Here is an 18,418-nt window from a genome sequence, read left to right as displayed (position 1 = left end):
GCACCATGCGCATCCGCACCGACTTCCCGTACCGGACGTTCTGCGAGGACGTCCGCATCCCCCTCCCGGACGGCACCCGGCTCTACGCCCGCGTCTGGCGCCCGTACGGCACGGAGCCCGTCCCCGCCCTGCTCGAATACCTGCCCTACCGGCTGAGCGACTGGACCGCGCCGCGCGACGCCCAGCGCCACCCGTACTACGCGGGCCACGGCTACGCCTCCGTCCGCGTCGACGTCCGCGGCCACGGCAACTCCGAGGGCCTGCCGACCGACGAGTACTCCGAGACCGAGCTGGCCGACGGCGTGGCCGTCATCGAGTGGCTGGCCGCGCAGCCCTGGTGCTCCGGCAAGGTCGGCATGTTCGGCATCTCCTGGGGCGGCTTCAACAGCCTCCAGCTGGCCGCCCGCGCGCCCGAGGCGCTGAAGGCCGTCGTCACGGTCTGCTCGGCCGACGACCGGTTCGACAACGACGTGCACTACATGGGCGGCTCGCTGCTCGCCGTCGACATGCACGCCTGGGCCGCCACCATGCTCGCCTTCGTCTCCCGGCCGCCGGACCCGGCGCAGGTCGGCGAGGGCTGGCGCAAGCAGTGGACGGACCGCCTCGAAGCGGTCGACCCGTTCCTCCACACCTGGCTGGGCCACCAGTCGCGGGACGCGTACTGGCAGCACGGCAGCGTCTGCGAGGACTACTCGGCGATCAAGGCGGCGGTGCTCGCCGTCGGCGGCTGGCACGACCCGTACCGCGACACCGTCCTGCGGCTGATCGAACACCTCGACGCGCCCGTGCGCGGCCTCATCGGGCCCTGGTCGCACCAGTATCCGGACCGCGGTCTGCCGCCGGGCCCCGCGATCGGCTTCCTCCAGGAGACGCTGCGCTGGTGGGACCACTACCTCAAGGGCGAGGACACGGCCGTCGAGGACGACCCGCTGCTGCGCTCCTGGATCAGCGAGTCGCACCCGCCGGCCACGGTGTACGACGAGCTGCCGGGCCGCTGGGTCGCCGACCCCGCCTGGCCCTCGCCGAACGTCACACCGACCGCGTACACCCTGCCCGGCGACCGGCCGCTGCTGGTCCGCTCGCCGCAGCACACGGGCGTCGACGCGGGCCGCTACTTCCCCTTCGGCAACGACGCCGACCTGCCGCCGGACCAGCGCGAGGAGGACGGCCGCTCGGTCTGCTTCGACCTGCCGGAGCTGACCGAGCGGGTGGAGATCCTCGGCCGGCCGCGGGTCACCCTGCGGCTGACCTCCGAAGTGCCGCGCGGCCAGGTCATCGCCCGGATCTGTGACGTGGCACCGGACGGCTCGTCCACGCTGGTCACCCGCGGGGTACTGAACCTCCTCACCCGGCACGGCCGGGACCGCGCCGTGGAGTGGACGCCGGGCGCCACGGAGGACGTGACCTTCGAGCTGAACGGCATCGGGCACGCGTTCCCCGCCGGGCACCGCATCCGCGTCGCGCTCTCCTCCGCGTACTGGCCGTGGATCTGGCCGCACGCCGGCAGCGAGGCGGGCTGGACGGTCGACCCGGCCGCCAGCACCGTCGAACTGCCGGTCCGCACCCCGGGCACGGAGGAGCCGGAGATCACCTTCGAGGCGCCCGAGCAGTCCGAGCCGCTCGGCGTGGTCTTCCCCGGAGGCGGCGACCAGCGGCCCGAGCGGAAGGTGATCCGGGACGTCGCGGCCGGCACCTGGACGCTGGAGGTGGACCCGCGCTACGGCGGCACCCGGATCTACCCGGACGGGCTGGAGTTCACCGAGGACGCGCTGGAGACGTACCGGATCGACAGCGCCGACCCGGAGAGCGCGGCGACCCGCTCGGACTGGTCGATCCGGCTGCACCGGCCGGACCTGGGCTGGGACGCCCGCATCGAGACCCGCTCGGAGATCACCACGGAGGGCGGCGACTTCGTGACGGAGAACGAGGTCGTGTGCCACGACGGCGAGAAGGAAATCTTCCGCCGCACCTGGGAGCGCCGCATCCCACGCACGGCGGTGTGACCCCGAAGAGCGGGCGGGCCCGGTACGGCATTGAATGCCGTACCGGGCCCGCCCTTCCAGGGGCGCGGGGAACTGCGCGCCCAGCCACCCACGGCCCGCAGCCGCAGCCCCACGGAAGACACCCCCAACGGAGCGTTACCGCCTGCCGGCCAGCGAAGCGGCCAACCGCGGGGAGGCGAACTCCGTCCCGCACACGAACCGCATCACCGGTCCGTAACTGGCCGCCGCCGGCAGCCCCGTGAAGTACAGGCCGGGCACGGACGACTCGAAACCGGCGCCCAGCCGCGGCCCGCCCGCGCCCACCGCCAGCTCCGTCCGCAGCCCCTGCCCGAGGAAGTCCAGCGCGCCCAGGTCCACCCGGTACCCGGTGGCCGCCAGCACATGATCGGCGGCCAGCTCGCCGTCGTACCCGTCGTCGCCGCGCAGCGACAGCACGGGGCGGCCGTCCTCCACCCGGGCCCGTACGATCCGCCGCCCGGCGCTCACCTGCACCCGGCCCACGAAGCGGTCCCGCAGCCACCACGCGCCCAGCGGCCCCAGCACCCGCTTGACCAGGAACTGCCGGGCCGGCGCCGGCAGATGGCGGAAGCCGTCCGCGTGGTACGAGAAGGCGTACAGCGACCAGGCGTTGCCGAACGGCGTCTCGGGGCGCAGCTTCGGCTGCCGGTCCGGCGGCGCGCCGAAGCCGACGGCCTGCCGGCCCCGGGCCAGCACCCGCACCGAGGCGCCGGCGTCCGCGAGCAGCACCGCGCTCTCCAGCGCCGACTGCCCGGCGCCCACGACCACGACCTCGCGGCCGGCGAACCCGGACAGGTCGGCGTGCTGGGAACTGTGCGAGATGGGCCCAGTGGGGGACGGTCCATCCGGTACCGCGTCGGCCAGCTCCGGGGGCACATGCGCGAAGCCGGTGAGTCCCGTGGCCACGACCACCGCACGGGCGCTGAACTGCTCACCGCTGTCCAGCTTCAGCTCGAAACCGGCGCGCTGCCGGTCGACGGAGACCACCCGGACCTCCTCCAGGTCCGGCACCAGCCGCTGCTGGAACCACTGTCCGTACCGGACGAAGGTCTCCACCGGAATGATGTCCCAGTCGGACTCGTACCGCCGCTCCCCCGCGGCCGCGCAGTAGTCGACGAGCGTGTGGCCGGGCTGCGGGGTGTCGATGCTGGACGCCGCCGGCGTGGACTTCAGCAGCATGCCGGCCGGCATGTGCTCGCTCCAGCTCACCATCGGGCGGCCGAAGGTGCGTACGGGTATGCCGCGTGCGCGGAGATGAGCGGCGGTGGACAGGCCGAAGGGACCTGCGCCGATGACTGCTACCGGAGTGTTCACTCGGGTTTCCCTCCCCAGGGGTGCTGCTGATGCGTCGTACTGCGTACCGGTGCACGGCCCGGAGCCGCGCTGCCCGGAACCGTGCGGTGAAGCGAGGCGCGCCGGCGGGGCGCGGGGCGTCAGCGGTCGTGACACCGGCCCGACCGGTCGCGCCACATCTGCCACAGGTGCTTGGCGCCCGGCCGGACGAACCGCGCGAGCATGGTGAAAAACGGCTTCATGTCGTCGGCGGCGAGCCAGGCCAGCTCCGTGCTCGCCGGGCGGTCCGGCACGTGCGGGGTGGTGTAGCCGCTGCGGCGGTACGCCAGCCAGGCGGGCAGGTCGATGTTCTCCACCACGAAGCGGTGCCCGGCCCGCTGCTCGCCCTCCGGCACCGCGCGCCCGGTCAGGTCCAGGTGCTGGGCGCGGACGACGTCGATGCCCGCCTCGTTCTCGAAGAGCCGGAACTGCGCGCCCATCCGCGGGTTGAAGTCCAGCAGCTTGTAGCGCCGGTCCCGGCGGTCGTAGCGCCAGTCCAGGTCGACGATGCCGCTGAAGCCGATGCGCTTGATGAACTGGGCCGTCATCTCGGCGAGGTCGGGGTTGTCCACGACGTACGCGCAGGCCGTCATCCCGGCGTGCGGCGGCCAGGAGCGGACCTTGACCCCGGTGAACATGGTCAGTGCCGCGCTGTCCCCGTCGAAGTACGCGTGCACGATCCAGTCCTCGGCCTCCTCGCGCGGGAGGTACTCCTGGAGGATCACGCCGGGGTGCGGGCCCCAGTCCTTGGCGAGATGCCGGAGGTGGGCGGCGTCCGCGATGCGCGTGGTGCCGTGCACGGCGGGCCGGCTGCGGCGCTGGAACGCCTCCCGGTTCTTGGCGACGACCGGGAAGCGGGCCTGGGCGGCGAAGTCCTCGATGTCCGCTTGGGTCTGCGGGAAGGCCGTCCGGGGGGACGGAATGCCGTGTTCGGTGCACAGCTCGTGCAGGCCCTGCTTGCTGGCGAGTCTGCGGGAGAGCCCGGAGGGGGTGCGCGGGAAGAGGAAGCGGTCGCCCAGGGCGTCCGCGTGCTCGGCGATCAGTACCGCGGCCTCCTCATCGGTCGGCACCAGGACCGCCGGCCGGCCGATCCGGCGGCCGATCCGCAGCAGGCCGTCGACCAGCCGCTCCGCATCCTCACGGCCGGTCGTCGGCCAGACGAACCGCCCCTTGAGGTACCGCGACGCCGCGGCGGGCGTGTATCTGTCCTCCGTGATCGCGTACATGGGGACGCCCAGCCGTCCCAGACTGCGGATCGCCCCCACCCCTCCGTGGTGCAGCGGATAATCACCGATCTTTACAATCAGCCCTGGCACGGTCCGGTCGACCGTGAACCGCGTGCTGGCATGAGCCACGTGTCCCCCCTATGGCCACAGCCCCACCCCGGCCGCGCCCCGTCAGGACGCTAGAACCCCCGTGGGCGGTCCGCCAATCCATTTCCGGACATTGCTAACTCTTTAGGTATGTCTCGGAAGACTGGTACGGAACGGGCACGTGCTGCACGTCGGACAGGAGGCATCTCACGGGGCCGATGAGGCTGTTGTCATGCGCGTGACTGCTAGCCTCACGAATCCTGTCCCACAACGGAGGAGACGTACGTGCGCAAGGCAGCGCAGATCGCCGGGGCGGCCGCCGTCGCCGCGCTGTTGCTCAGCGGATGCGGCAGCAGCAGCGAGGGCGGCGAGGAGAGCAAGCCGTCGCAGTCGGCGGACGGCGCGGCCGAGCCCGCGAGCGGCATCGACGGCGCATGGCAGTCGAAGTCCGCGGACGGCACGGTCACCCTTGCGATCATCGGCGACTCCGCGACCCTGTCCGCGGGCAAGACCGCCTGCCAGGGCAAGGTCCAGGACATGGGCACCACCATGCTCGCGCTGAAGTGCAGCGACGGCGACGACACCCGTTCGATGGGCAATGTCGAGCAGACCGGCGACAAGCTCACGGTCAGCTGGAAGAACGGGCCCACGGAGGAGTTCACCAAGGCCCAGGGCAAGGTGGAGATCCCCAAGCCCGACCTGCCGACCGGCGCCAACTGAGCGGCTTTCCCGAGGAGATCAACGTGCGTAAGGGTATTCAGCTCGCCGTCGCGGCCGCCGCGGCGGTCCTGCTCGCCGGCTGCAGCGGCGGCAGCGACACCGGTGGTGGCACCGGCGGTGGCGCGAAGAAGTCGGAGTCGCCGTCGCCGTCCACGTCGTCGGCCGGGCAGCAGCCCGGTGGCGACGTCTCCGTGGCGTCCCTGGAGGGCGGCTGGACCACGAACGCGCTGCACGCCGACAAGGGCCTGCTGATCCTGTCCGTCTCGAAGCACGAGGCGGTACTGATCGGCAAGAAGTCCTGCGGCGGCAAGGTCGTGGACGGCGAGCCGATCCGGCTCGCGTTCAAGTGCACCGACGGCGACACCGAGCACTCCGCGGGCACGGTGCAGGGCCTCAAGGGCAAGAAGCTCACCGTGCGCTGGGCCTCCGGCAAGGAGTCCGTCTTCACCCGCACCGAGGGCACGACGGACCTGCCGTCCATCAACCCCTCCTCGCTCGACGGCTTCCAGCAGAACGGCTGACGCACCCGGCCGTCCCGCCTCCGCACAGAGCTGCCCGGCACCCCTCACGGGAGTGCCGGGCAGCTTCGTGCGTACGGATACCTCGCCGGGTCAGCGGACGAACACGCCCGCCTGCCCCGCCAGGTCGAGGAAGTACTGCGGCGCGACGCCCAGGACGAGCGTCACCACCACGCCGACCGCGATGGCCGTCATGGTCAGCGGGCTGGGCACCGCCACCGTCGGTCCGTCCGCCTTCGGCTCGTTGAAGAACATCAGGACGATCACCCGGATGTAGAAGAACGCGGCGACCGCCGACGAGAGCACACCGATCACGACCAGCCAGCCCGCGCCGCTCTCCGCAGCCGCCTTGAAGACCGCGAACTTCCCCGCGAACCCGGAGGTCAGCGGGATACCGGCGAAGGCCAGCAGGAACACCGCGAAGACCGCGGCCACCAGCGGCGAACGCCGCCCGAGCCCGGCCCACTTGGACAGGTGTGTCGCCTCGCCGCCCGCGTCCCGCACCAGCGTGACCACCGCGAACGCGCCGAGCGTCACGAAGGAGTACGCCAGCAGGTAGAAGAGCACCGACGAGATGCCGTCCTTACTGGTCGCGATCACACCGGCCAGGATGAAGCCCGCGTGCGCGATGGAGGAGTACGCCAGCAGCCGCTTCACATCGGTCTGGGTGAGCGCGATGACCGCGCCGGCCAGCATCGTCAGGATCGCCACGCCCCACATCACCGGGCGCCAGTCCCAGCGCAGACCCGGCAGCGCGACGTACAGCAGCCGGAGCAGCGCGCCGAACGCGGCGACCTTCGTGGCGGCGGCCATGAAGCCGGTCACCGGGGTGGGCGCGCCCTGGTACACGTCCGGGGTCCACATGTGGAACGGGACGGCGCCGACCTTGAAGAGCAGGCCCATCACGACCAGCGCGCCGCCGATCAGCAGCAGCGCGTCATTGCCCATGGTGTCGGCGAGCGCCGGGTCGATCTGCTTGGCGCCGTCGCTGACGACCTCGGCGATGCCCGCGTACGTCACCGTGCCCGCGTAGCCGTACAGCAGGGCCACGCCGAAGAGCAGGAACGCCGAGGAGAACGCGCCGAGCAGGAAGTACTTCACCGCCGACTCCTGCGACAGCAGCCGCTGGCGGCGGGCCAGCGCGCACAGGATGTACAGCGGGAGGGAGAAGACCTCCAGCGCGACGAAGAGGGTCAGCAGGTCATTGGCCGCCGGGAAGACCAGCATGCCGCCGATCGCGAAGAGCGCGAGCGGGAAGACCTCGGTGGTGGTGAAGCCGGCCTTGACGGCCGCCTTCTCGGCCTCGCCGCCGGGGACCGCGGCGGCCTGGGGCGCGAAGGAGTCCACCGGGCGGCCGTGCGCCGCGGGGTCGAGCCGGCGCTCGGCGAAGGTGAAGACCGCGATCAGCGAGACCAGCAGAATCGTGCCCTGCAGGAAGAGCGCCGGGCCGTCCACCGCGAGGGCGCCCATCGCGGCGATCTGGGCCTTCGTCGTGCCGAAGCCGCCCGCCGCGAGGCCGATGACCGCGGCGAACGCGGCGGCCAGCGCGACCACGGAGAGCAGCACCTGCGCGTAGTACCGGCCGCGGCGCGGCCAGAACGCCTCGACGATCACGGCCAGCACGGCCGCGCCGAGCACGATCAGGGTCGGTGCCAGCTGTGCGTACTCGATGTGCGGCGCCGGAATCCTGCCGGGGCCGTCCGGGGCCAACGGGGAGCCGGCCGCCCCGTCCGCCATCGTCCACAGGGTGTGGACCGCTGCCACGGATGTCACTTCGCGGCCTCCGCATCTCGATCGGAACCGGACTCATTCGGCTCGGCGTTGACCCGTACGTCGGGCTTGGGGTCCTGCCTGTCCACGACGGACAGCGTGTGGTCCACCGCCGGATTGACGATGGAGGTCAGCGGCTTCGGATAGACGCCGAGGAAGAGCAGCAGCGCGATCAGCGGCGCCACCACGACCAGCTCCCGGGCCTTGAGGTCGGGCATCCCCCGCACCTCGGCCTTGACCGGCCCGGTCATCGTGCGCTGGTACAGCACGAGGACGTACAGCGCGGCCAGCACGATGCCCACCGTGGCAATGATGCCGATGACGGGATACCGACTGAACGTGCCGACCAGGACCAGGAACTCGCTGACGAACGGCGCGAGGCCGGGCAGCGACAGCGTGGCGAGGCCGCCGATCAGGAACGTGCCGGCCAGCACCGGCGCGACCTTCTGCACGCCGCCGTAGTCACTGATGAGGCGCGAGCCGCGGCGGGTGATCAGGAAGCCTGCGACCAGCATCAGCGCGGCGGTGGAGATGCCGTGGTTGACCATGTACAGCGTCGCGCCGCCCTGGCCCTGGCTGGTCATCGCGAAGATGCCCAGGATGATGAAGCCGAAGTGGGAGATGGACGCGTACGCGATCAGGCGCTTGAGGTCCCGCTGGGCGACCGCGAGCAGCGCGCCGTACAGGATGCTGATCAGCGCCAGGACGAGGATCACCGGCGTGGCCCACTTGCTGGCCTCGGGGAAGAGCTGGAGGCAGAAGCGGAGCATCGCGAACGTGCCGACCTTGTCGACCACCGCGGTGATCAGCACCGCGACCGGCGCCGTGGACTCGCCCATGGCGCCCGGCAGCCACGTGTGCAGCGGCCACAGCGGCGCCTTCACCGCGAAGGCGAAGAAGAAGCCGAGGAAGAGCAGCCGCTCCGTGCCCGCGCCCATGGTCAGCTCGCCGGCCGCGCGGGCCTGGACGATCTGCTGGAGCGAGAAGGTGCCGGTGCCGAGCTGATCGGCGGTGACGGCGTACAGGCCGATCACCGCGGCCAGCATGATCAGGCCGCCGGCGAGGTTGTACAGCAGGAACTTCACCGCGGCGGACGAGCGGCGGGCCGCGCCCTCGGTCGCGTCCTGCGTGCCGGCCCGGTCCCCGAAGCCGCCGATGAGGAAGTACATCGGGATGAGCATGGCTTCGAAGAAGATGTAGAAGAGGAAGACGTCGGTGGCCTCGAAGGAGAGGATCACCATCGCCTCGACGGCGAGGATCAGCGCGAAGAGGCCCTGGGTGGGCCGCCAGCGCCGATTGGCGTTGTCTTCTTCCAGTGGGTCGGCGTCGTGCCAGCCCGCCAGGATCACGAACGGGACCAGCAGGGCGGTCAGCGCGATCAGCGCCACCCCGATGCCGTCCACGCCGAGCTCGTACCGCACGCCGAAGTCGGCGATCCAGGCATACGACTCGGTGAGCTGGAACGGGCCCTTGGCCCCGGGGTCGAAGCGGACCGCGATCACCAGCGCCAGCGCCAGCGTGGCCAGCGAGAAGAGCAGCGCCAGCCACTTGGCGGCGGTGCGCTTCGCGGCGGGCACCGCGGCCGTGGCGACCGCGCCGATCGCCGGGAGCGCGGCGGCGGCCGTCAGCAAGGGAAACGACATGGCTCAGACACCCCTCATCAGCAGGGTCGCGAAGACCAGCACCGCGGCGCCGCCCAGCATCTGCAGGGCGTAGGAGCGGACATAACCGGTCTGCAGGCGGCGCAGCCGGCCGGAGAGACCGCCGACCGACACCGCGGTGCCGTTGACCGCGCCGTCCACGACGGAGTGGTCGATCTGCTCCAGCGCGCGGGTCAGCTGCTCGCCGCCGCGGACCAGCACGACGTGGTTGAAGTCGTCCTGGAGCAGGTCCCGCCGGGCGGCGCGGGTGAGGAACGAGCCGCGCGGCGCCACGGCCGGTACGGGCTTGCGGCCGTACTGGAGCCAGGCGAGGGCGACGCCGAGCAGCAGCACCACGATGGTCGCGGAGGTCACCGCGGCCGCGCTGAGCGGGGAGTGGCCGTGCTCGAAGGCGGTGACCGGCTCCAGCCAGTGCACGAACGCCTCGTTGATGCTGAACAGGCCGCCGGCGAAGACCGAGCCGAAGGCCAGCACGATCATCGGGAGCGTCATGGACTTCGGCGACTCGTGCGGATGCGGTGGTGTGTACTCGCCACGCGTCTCGGCCGCGGGCTCCACGCTCGGCTCGGCCGGCGACGGGGTCGGGGCCTTGCGCCAGCGCTCCTCGCCGAAGAACGTCATCAGCATCACGCGCGTCATGTAGAACGCGGTGATCCCGGCGCCGAGCAGGGTGGCCGCGCCCAGGATCCAGCCCTGGGTGCCGCCGCTGGCGAACGCCGCCTCGATGATCTTGTCCTTGGAGAAGAAGCCGGACAGCCCCGGGAAGCCGATGATGGCGAGGTAGCCCAGGCCGAACGTCACGAACGTGACCGGCATGTACTTCCGCAGGCCGCCGTAACGGCGCATGTCCACCTCGTCGTTCATCCCGTGCATCACGGAACCGGCGCCGAGGAAGAGGCCCGCCTTGAAGAAGCCGTGGGTGACCAGGTGCATGATCGCGAAGGCGTACCCGATCGGGCCCAGCCCGGCCGCGAGAATCATGTACCCGATCTGCGACATCGTCGAGCCGGCCAGCGCCTTCTTGATGTCGTCCTTCGCGCAACCGACGATCGCACCGAAGAGCAGCGTGACCGCGCCGACCGCGACCACCGCGGTCTGTGCGTCCGGCGCCCCGTTGAAGATCGCGCCCGAGCGGGTGATCAGGTAGACCCCCGCGGTGACCATCGTGGCGGCGTGGATCAGGGCCGAGACCGGGGTCGGGCCCTCCATCGCGTCACCCAGCCAGGACTGCAGCGGCACCTGTGCGGACTTGCCGCACGCGGCCAGCAGCAGCATCAGCCCGATGGCGGTGAGCATGCCCTCGCTCGTCTCGCTCGCCGCGCCCAGCACCGGACCGAACGCGAACGTCCCGAAGGTGGTGAACATCAGCATGATCGCGATCGACAGGCCCATGTCGCCGACCCGGTTGACCAGGAATGCCTTCTTGGCCGCCGTCGCCGCGCTCGGCTTGTGCTGCCAGAACCCGATGAGGAGGTACGAGGCGAGGCCGACGCCCTCCCAGCCGACGTACAGCAGGAGGTAGTTGTCGGCGAGGACGAGCAGCAGCATCGCCGCGAGGAAGAGATTCAGATAGCCGAAGAAGCGGCGGCGCCGCTCGTCGTGCTCCATATAGCCGATCGAGTAGATGTGGATCAGCGATCCGACACCGGTGATCAGCAGCACGAACGTCATCGACAACTGGTCGAGCTGGAAGGCGACGTCGGCCTGGAAGCCGCCCACCGGGATCCAGCTGAAGAGGTGCTGGTGCAGGGCGCGTTCCTCGGCGCCCCGGCTCAGCATGTTCGCGAACAGCAGCAGGCCGATGACGAACGACACCACCGCGAGCAGCGTGCCGAGCCAATGGCCCGTACGGTCCAGGCGTTTGCCGCCGCAGAGCAGCACGGCCGCACCGACCAGTGGTGCCCCGACGAGCAGCGCGATCAGAGATTCCACGAGTACGACCCCTTACAGCTTCATCAGGCTGGCGTCGTCGACCGAGGCCGTATGGCGGGTACGGAAGATCGTCACGATGATCGCCAGGCCGACCACGACCTCGGCCGCGGCGACGACCATCGTGAAGAACGCGATGATCTGGCCGTCCAGATTTCCGTGCAGCCGCGAGAAGGCCACGAAGGCGAGATTGCAGGCGTTCAGCATCAGCTCGACGCACATGAAGAGCACGATGGCGTTCCGCCGGATCAGCACCCCGGCCGCGCCGATGGTGAAGAGCAGCGCCGCCAGATAGAGGTAGTTGATCGGATTCATCGCGTGGCCTCCTCGCCGCGCTCCCGGGCCTGCTCGCCGCGCTCGCTCTCGGTACGGCGGTCGGTCTCGCCGCGCTGCAGCCACTCCGAGGAGCGCCGCTCCAGCGCCGCCAGCTCCGCCAGCGACTCCCCCGACACGTCCCGGATCTGACCGCGCTTGCGCAGGGTCGGATTGACGGTGAGCTCGGAGGGGGTGCCGTCGGGCAGCAGACCGGGCACGTCGACCGCGTTGTGCCGGGCGTACACACCGGGCGCGGGCAGCGGCACGACCTGCGTGCCTTCCCGTACGCGGCGCTCGGCCAGCTCGCGCTGGGTCTTGGCGCGCTCGGTGCGCTCCTTGTGCGTGAGGACCATCGCGCCGACCGCCGCGGTGATCAGCAGCGCGCCGGTGAGCTCGAACGCGAAGACGTACTTGGTGAAGATGAGGGCCGCCAGGCCCTGGACGTTGCCCCCGGCGTTGGCCTCGCCGAGGCCGTTGAAGTGGCGCACCGAGGCGTTCCCGAGGCCGGCGATCAGCAGGATGCCGAAGCCGAGTCCGGCGCCTGCCGCCAGCCAGCGCTGGCCCTTGAGCGTCTCCTTGAGGGAGTCCGCCGCCGTGACGCCGACCAGCATGACCACGAAGAGGAAGAGCATCATGATCGCGCCGGTGTAGACGACGATCTGGACGATGCCGAGGAAGTACGCGCCGTTGGCGAGGTAGAAGACCGCCAGGATGATCATGGTGGCGGCGAGCGAGAGCGCGCTGTGCACCGCCCGCTTCATCAGGACCGTGGCCAGCGCGCCGACCACGGCGACCGTGCCGAGGATCCAGAACTGCACCGCCTCGCCCATGGAGGTCGCGGAGGCCGCGGCCAGTACTGCGCTGCTCATGCCTCCACCCCCGTCCCCGCCGGGCGCTCGGCCGTGGGGGCCGGGGTCTCGGGCACCCCGCGGCCGTCGTCCGGCCGCTCGCCCTTGCTGACCGCGACCTGCTGCTCTGTGCCCGGCGCGGCCTCGGTCACCAGGCCGTTGTAGTAGTCCTTCTCCGTCATGCCGGGGAAGATCGCGTGCGGGCTGTCGACCATGCCCTCCTCCAGGCCCGCGAGCAGCTCCTCCTTGGTGTAGATGAGGGACTCGCGGGTGCGGTCGGCGAGCTCGTACTCGTTCGTCATCGTGAGCGCGCGGGTGGGGCACGCCTCGACGCACAGGCCGCACAGGATGCAGCGGAGGTAGTTGATCTGGTAGACGCGGCCGTACCGCTCGCCGGGCGAGTAGCGCTCCTCGTCCGTGTTGTCCGCGCCCTCCACATAGATGGCGTCGGCCGGGCAGGCCCAGGCGCAGAGCTCGCAGCCCACGCACTTCTCCAGGCCGTCCGGATGGCGGTTGAGCTGGTGCCGGCCGTGGAAACGAGGCGCGGTCGGCTTCTTCTCCTCCGGGTACTGCTCGGTGAGCCGCTTCTTGAACATGGCCTTGAAGGTCACGCCGAAGCCGGCCACCGGATTCTGGAAATCAGACACCGTTGTCCCCCTTCCCACTTTCGTCACTGTCAGTATTGACCCCGCCACTGACAATCAGCTCTCGATCTTGGTGACGGGGGCGCCGGCGCGGCACCGGCGGCAGGGTCTGACCGGGCAGCGGCGGTACGGGGAAGCCGCCGGCCATCGGGTCGAAGGGCTCCTGCTCCGCCGGCTCCTCCTCCTTCTCGCTCTTGCGGAAGAAGTCCGCGACGAAGGAGATCAGCAGCAGGGCGACCGCGGCGCCGCCGACGTACAGCACGATCCGCTGGAAGTCGTAGCCCTCGTTGCGCAGCGCCCGCACCGTCGCGACCAGCATCAGCCAGACCATCGAGACCGGGATGAGGACCTTCCAGCCCAGCTTCATGAACTGGTCGTAGCGGACGCGGGGCAGCGTGCCGCGCAGCCAGATGAAGAAGAAGAGCAGCAGCTGGATCTTGATGGTGAACCAGAGCAGCGGCCACCAGCCGTGGTTCGCGCCCTCCCAGAAGGTGCTGATCGGCCAGGGGGCGCGCCAGCCGCCGAGGAAGAGGGTGACCGCGACCGCCGAGACGGTGACCATGTTGACGTACTCGGCGAGCATGAACATCGCGAACTTGATGGACGAGTACTCGGTGTTGAAGCCGCCGACCAGGTCGCCCTCGGACTCCGGCATGTCGAACGGCGCACGGTTGGTCTCGCCGACCATCGCCACGATGTAGATCAGGAAGGAGACCGGCAGCAGCGCGACGTACCAGGTGCTCTGCTGTCCGTCGACGATCGCCGAGGTGGACATCGAGCCGGAGTAGAGGAACACCGACGCGAAGGCCATGCCCATCGCGATCTCGTAGCTGATCATCTGGGCGCACGAGCGGAGACCGCCGAGCAGCGGGTACGTCGAGCCCGAGGACCAGCCCGCGAGCACGATGCCGTAGATGCCGACCGAGGCCGTGGCCAGGATGTAGAGGACGGCGATCGGCAGGTCGGTCAGCTGCATCGTCGTGCGCTGACCGAAGATCGAGATCTCGTTGTTCGCCGGGCCGAACGGGATGACGGCGAACGCCATGAAGGCGGGGATGGCCGCGACGACCGGGGCGAGGACGTACACCGCCTTGTCCGCCCGCTTGACGACCACGTCCTCCTTCAGCATCAGCTTGATGCCGTCGGCGAGGGACTGGAGCATGCCCCAGGGGCCGTGCCGGTTGGGCCCGATGCGCAGCTGCATCCAGGCGACGACCTTGCGCTCCCAGACGATCGAGAAGAGCACGGTCAGCATCAGGAACGCGAAGCAGAAGACCGCCTTGATGACCACCAGCCACCACGGGTCGCGCCCGAAGACGCTCAGGTCCTCGGCGGCCAGCGCGATCCGGTCCGCGCCGAGCGCCAGCTGTTCCGCGGCGAGACTCATCATTCCGCCACCTCCGTGCCGTCCGCCGGGGCCGCCGGGCCCGCGGTCTTCGCGGCGACAGTCACCAGGTCACCGGGGTTCGCTCCGGTGTCGTACGGGACGCCGCCGCCCCGGGAGTTGAGCGGCAGCCACACCACCCGGTCGGGCATCTCGCTGATCTGGAGGGGGAAGGTCACCGCGCCGCGCGGGCCGGTGACCTGCACCTCCGCGCCGTCCTTGAGGCCCGCCTCGGCGGCGGTGGCGGCGGACATCCGGGCCACCGCGGCGTGCCGGGTGCCGGCCAGCGCCGCGTCGCCCTCCTGCATCCGCCCCTGGTCCAGCAGCAGCCGGTGCCCGGCGAGCACCGCCTCGCCCGCGCCGGGCCGGGGCAGCGCCCGCGCCTCGGTGCCGGCGAGCAGGTCACCGGCGGCGCGCTGCCCGTCCCAGCCGCCGAGCCGGTCCAGCTCCGCCCGTACGACGCGCACGTCCGGAAGCGCCAGACCCGGTACGGAGTCGTCCGCCACGGAGATCGCGTCCGCGAGCATGTGCAGCACCCGGGCGTCCGGGAGCAGATGGCGGCGGGTCATCTGGTCCGGCTTGAGCGCGGCCTCGAAGGGCCGTGCCCGGCCTTCCCAGTTGAGGAACGTGCCGGCCTTCTCCACGACGGCGGCCACCGGCAGCACCACATCGGCCCGCCGCGTGACCTCGCTCGGCCGCTGCTCCAGGCTGACCAGGAAGCCGACCGCGTCCAGCGCCTCGGCCGCGCGCCGGGGGTCGGGCAGGTCCTCGACCCCGACTCCGGCCACCACCAGGGCGTTCAGCTCGCCGGTGGCCGCGGCCTCCAGAATCTGGCCGGTGTCCCGGCCGTGCCGGTGCGGCAGCGCGGCCACGCCCCAGGCGCGGGCGACCTCGTCGCGGGCGCGCGGGTCCGTCGCGGGCCGGCCGCCGGGCAGCAGCCCGGGGAGCGCGCCCGCTTCGACGGCGCCCCGCTCGCCCGCCCGGCGCGGGATCCATACGAGCCGCGCACCGGTGGCCGAAGCGGCGCGTACCGCAGCGGTGAGCGCCCCCGGTACCGCGGCCAGCCGCTCGCCGACGACGATCACCGAGCCCTCGGCCCGCAGCGCCTCCGCCGCGGCCCGGCCCTCGCCTTCCAGCCCGACCCCGGCGGCCAGCGCGTCCAGCCACTCCGTCTCCGTACCGGGCGCCGCGGGCAGCAGCGTGCCGCCCGCCTTGATGAGCCCCCGGGTGGCGTACGAAGCGAGCCCGAACGTCCGCTGGCGGTTCTTGCGGTGCGCCTTGCGCAGCCGCAGGAAGACGCCGGGCGCCTCCTCCTCGGCCTCGATACCCGCCAGCAGCACGGCCGGCGCGGCCTCCAGCGAGCGGTAGGTGACTCCCTGTCCGTCCAGGTCACGGCCGCGCCCCGCGACCTGCGCCGCGAGGAAACCGGCCTCCTCCGCGCTGTGCACGCGGGCCCGGAAGTCGATGTCGTTCGTGTCCAGGACGGTGCGCGCGAACTTGGCGTACGCGTAGGAGTCCTCGACCGTGAGGCGGCCGCCGGTCAGCACGCCGGCCCGGCCGCGCGCCGCGGCGAGCCCGCGGGCCGCCGCCTCCAGCGCCTCGGGCCAGCTCGCCGGGGTCAGCTCACCCGAGGACGCGTCCCGGACGAGCGGCGTCTCCAGCCGGTCGGGCAACTGCCCGTACCGGAAGGCGAACCGCCCCTTGTCGCAGATCCACTCCTCGTTGACCTCGGGGTCGTCCGCCGCGAGCCGCCGCATGACCTTGCCGCGCCGGTGGTCCGTACGCGTCGCGCAGCCGCCCGCGCAGTGCTCGCACACGGACGGCGAGGAGACCAGGTCGAAGGGGCGGGAGCGGAACCGGTACGCCGCCGAGGTCAGCGCGCCGACCGGGCAGATCTGGATGGTGTTCCCGGAGAAGTACGACTCGAACGGGTCGCCCTGGCCGGTGCCGACCTGCTGCAGCGCGCCGCGCTCCAGCAGCTCGATCATCGGGTCACCGGCGACCTGGTTCGAGAAGCGGGTGCAGCGTGCGCACAGGACGCAGCGCTCGCGGTCCAGCAGCACCTGCTGGGAGATCGGTACCGGCTTCTGGAACGTGCGCTTCTTGCCCTCGAAGCGGGAGTCGGCCTGCCCCGCGGACATGGCCTGGTTCTGCAGCGGGCACTCGCCGCCCTTGTCGCAGACCGGGCAGTCCAGCGGGTGGTTGATCAGCAGCAGCTCCATCACGCCACGCTGCGCCTTCTCGGCGACCGGCGAGGTGAGCTGGGACTTCACGACCATGCCGTCGGTGCAGGTGATCGTGCAGGACGCCATGGGCTTGCGCTGGCCCTCGACCTCGACGATGCACTGGCGGCAGGCGCCGGCCGGGTCCAGCAGCGGGTGGTCGCAGAAGCGCGGGATCTCGATGCCGAGCATCTCGGCGGCCCGGATGACCAGGGTGCCCTTGGGCACGCTGATCTCGATGCCGTCGATGGTCAGCGACACGAGGTCTTCGGGCGGAACCGCCGCCTCGCCGCCCCCGGAGGGCGCGTTGTTAGTGGTCACTGTCATGCGTTCACCTCCAGGTGCTTGTCCGCCCAAGCGGTCGACTTGGCGGGGTCGAAGGGGCAGCCCTTGCCGGTGACGTGCTGCTCGTACTCCGCGCGGAAGTACTTGAGCGAGGAGAAGATCGGCGAGGCGGCGCCGTCACCGAGGGCACAGAAGGACTTGCCGTTGATGTTGTCGGCGATGTCGTTCAGCTTGTCGAGGTCCGTCATACGGCCCTTGCCGGCCTCGATGTCCCGCAGCAGCTGGACGAGCCAGTAGGTGCCCTCGCGGCACGGCGTGCACTTTCCGCACGATTCATGCGCATAAAACTCGGTCCAGCGAGTGACGGCCCGTACGACGCAGGTGGTCTCGTCGAAGCACTGGAGGGCCTTGGTGCCGAGCATCGAGCCGGCCGCGCCGACGCCCTCGTAGTCCAGTGGGACGTCCAGGTGCTCGTCGGTGAACATCGGCGTGGACGAGCCGCCGGGGGTCCAGAACTTCAGCCGGTGGCCGGGGCGGATGCCGCCGCTCATGTCGAGCAGCTGGCGCAGCGTGATGCCCAACGGGGCTTCGTACTGGCCGGGGTTGGTGACATGGCCGCTGAGCGAGTAGAGCGTGAAGCCCGGGGACTTCTCGCTGCCCATGGAGCGGAACCACTCCTTGCCCCGGTTCATGATGGCGGGAACCGACGCGATGGACTCGACGTTGTTCACGACAGTGGGGCAGGCGTACAGGCCGGCCACCGCGGGGAAAGGGGGACGCAGCCGGGGCTGTCCGCGCCGGCCTTCGAGGGAGTCCAGCAGCGCGGTCTCCTCGCCGCAGATGTACGCGCCCGCGCCCGCGTGCACGGTGAGTTCCAGATCGAGTCCGGACCCCATCACGTTCTTGCCGAGGTAGCCCGCCGCGTACGCCTCGCGTACGGCCTCGTGCAGGCGCCGCAGTACGGGCACGGTCTCGCCGCGCAGATAGATGAACGCGTGCTCGGACCGGATCGCGTGGCACGCGATGACGATGCCTTCAATGAGCGCATGCGGGTTCGCGAAGAGGAGCGGGATGTCCTTGCAGGTCCCGGGCTCCGACTCGTCGGCGTTGACAACAAGATAGTGCGGCTTGCCGTCCCCCTGCGGGATGAACTGCCACTTCATGCCCGTGGGGAAGCCGGCGCCGCCGCGGCCGCGCAGCCCCGCGTCCTTGACGTACGCGATGACGTCGTCCGGCGGCATGGCCAGGGCCTTGCGCGCGCCCTCGTAGCCTTCGTGCCGCCGGTAGGTCTCCAGGGTCCAGGAGTTCGGCTGGTCCCAGAAGGCCGACAGGACGGGGGTGAGCAGCTTCTCCGGGCTGGTCCCGCCCTCGGCCTCCGGCTGGGAGTGGCCCCCATATTCCGTGGACAACGTCATCACTCTCCCTCCTCGGCAGCGGGGCCCGACGCAATGTCACG

Annotated in this window: 14 protein-coding genes; 3 read left to right on the top strand and 11 right to left on the bottom strand. The window is 71.1% G+C overall.

Translation table 11 applies throughout. The features are described from left to right. Positions 1-5 precede the first annotated feature (5 nt). The gene (locus tag CCS38_RS21015) at positions 6-2,003 is read left to right on the top strand and encodes a CocE/NonD family hydrolase (protein WP_223734858.1); all 1,998 of its coding nucleotides are present in this window, start codon (positions 6-8) and stop codon (positions 2,001-2,003) included. A 135-nt stretch (positions 2,004-2,138) separates the two neighbouring features. On the opposite strand, the gene CCS38_RS21010 is transcribed toward CCS38_RS21015, so the two are convergent. Further along, positions 2,139-3,335: an NAD(P)-binding domain-containing protein gene (locus tag CCS38_RS21010; RefSeq protein WP_223734857.1), complete on the bottom strand. Its 1,197-nt coding sequence runs from the start codon at positions 3,333-3,335 to the stop codon at positions 2,139-2,141. Positions 3,336-3,454: 119 nt separating this feature from the next. After that, complete coding sequence (locus CCS38_RS21005; protein WP_223734856.1) at positions 3,455-4,618, bottom strand: carboxylate--amine ligase; 1,164 nt, start codon at positions 4,616-4,618, stop codon at positions 3,455-3,457. 333 nt (positions 4,619-4,951) lie between these two features. Between CCS38_RS21005 and CCS38_RS21000 the strand changes: the two genes are divergently transcribed. Both CCS38_RS21000 and CCS38_RS20995 read left to right on the top strand, forming a co-directional pair. Then, positions 4,952-5,386 (top strand): hypothetical protein, encoded by a 435-nt coding sequence (locus CCS38_RS21000; RefSeq protein ID WP_223734855.1) that lies wholly within the window; start codon positions 4,952-4,954, stop codon positions 5,384-5,386. 23 nt (positions 5,387-5,409) lie between these two features. Next, entirely contained in the window at positions 5,410-5,907 is a 498-nt protein-coding gene (locus tag CCS38_RS20995) for a hypothetical protein (protein ID WP_223734854.1), read from the top strand. 90 nt (positions 5,908-5,997) lie between these two features. On the opposite strand, the gene nuoN is transcribed toward CCS38_RS20995, so the two are convergent. From nuoN to nuoF, 9 genes are read right to left on the bottom strand one after another with little or no spacing between them, the layout of a single operon-like run. Continuing rightward, positions 5,998-7,677, bottom strand: a complete 1,680-nt coding sequence (nuoN, locus tag CCS38_RS20990; protein ID WP_223734853.1) for an NADH-quinone oxidoreductase subunit NuoN — start codon at positions 7,675-7,677, stop codon at positions 5,998-6,000. Continuing rightward, entirely contained in the window at positions 7,674-9,317 is a 1,644-nt protein-coding gene (locus CCS38_RS20985) for an NADH-quinone oxidoreductase subunit M (protein ID WP_223734852.1), read from the bottom strand. Before CCS38_RS20985 ends, nuoN begins: the two co-directional genes overlap by 4 nt. Before the next feature lie 3 nt (positions 9,318-9,320). After that, complete coding sequence (gene nuoL, locus CCS38_RS20980) at positions 9,321-11,267, bottom strand: NADH-quinone oxidoreductase subunit L (RefSeq protein ID WP_223734851.1); 1,947 nt, start codon at positions 11,265-11,267, stop codon at positions 9,321-9,323. Between the two features lie 12 nt (positions 11,268-11,279). Next, the gene (gene nuoK / locus CCS38_RS20975; RefSeq protein WP_030262617.1) at positions 11,280-11,579 is read right to left on the bottom strand and encodes an NADH-quinone oxidoreductase subunit NuoK; all 300 of its coding nucleotides are present in this window, start codon (positions 11,577-11,579) and stop codon (positions 11,280-11,282) included. Further along, the gene (locus CCS38_RS20970; RefSeq protein ID WP_223734850.1) at positions 11,576-12,448 is read right to left on the bottom strand and encodes an NADH-quinone oxidoreductase subunit J; all 873 of its coding nucleotides are present in this window, start codon (positions 12,446-12,448) and stop codon (positions 11,576-11,578) included. Before CCS38_RS20970 ends, nuoK begins: the two co-directional genes overlap by 4 nt. After that, entirely contained in the window at positions 12,445-13,074 is a 630-nt protein-coding gene (gene nuoI / locus CCS38_RS20965; protein WP_223734849.1) for an NADH-quinone oxidoreductase subunit NuoI, read from the bottom strand. The genes CCS38_RS20970 and nuoI overlap by 4 nt, the downstream gene beginning before the upstream one ends. Next, entirely contained in the window at positions 13,067-14,458 is a 1,392-nt protein-coding gene (nuoH, locus tag CCS38_RS20960; protein WP_223734871.1) for an NADH-quinone oxidoreductase subunit NuoH, read from the bottom strand. The genes nuoI and nuoH overlap by 8 nt, the downstream gene beginning before the upstream one ends. After that, positions 14,458-17,004, bottom strand: coding sequence for an NADH-quinone oxidoreductase subunit G (locus tag CCS38_RS20955; protein WP_223734848.1), 2,547 nt, complete (start codon positions 17,002-17,004; stop codon positions 14,458-14,460). The genes nuoH and CCS38_RS20955 overlap by 1 nt, the downstream gene beginning before the upstream one ends. Continuing rightward, positions 17,001-18,377, bottom strand: a complete 1,377-nt coding sequence (nuoF, locus tag CCS38_RS20950; protein WP_223734847.1) for an NADH-quinone oxidoreductase subunit NuoF — start codon at positions 18,375-18,377, stop codon at positions 17,001-17,003. The genes CCS38_RS20955 and nuoF overlap by 4 nt, the downstream gene beginning before the upstream one ends. Positions 18,378-18,418: the final 41 nt, after the last annotated feature.

Source organism: Streptomyces purpurogeneiscleroticus (assembly GCF_020024005.1).
Taxonomy (GTDB): domain Bacteria; phylum Actinomycetota; class Actinomycetes; order Streptomycetales; family Streptomycetaceae; genus Streptomyces; species Streptomyces purpurogeneiscleroticus.
The sequence above is the reverse complement of the archived record's forward strand: the minus strand, read 5'-3'. Positions and strand labels throughout refer to the sequence as shown.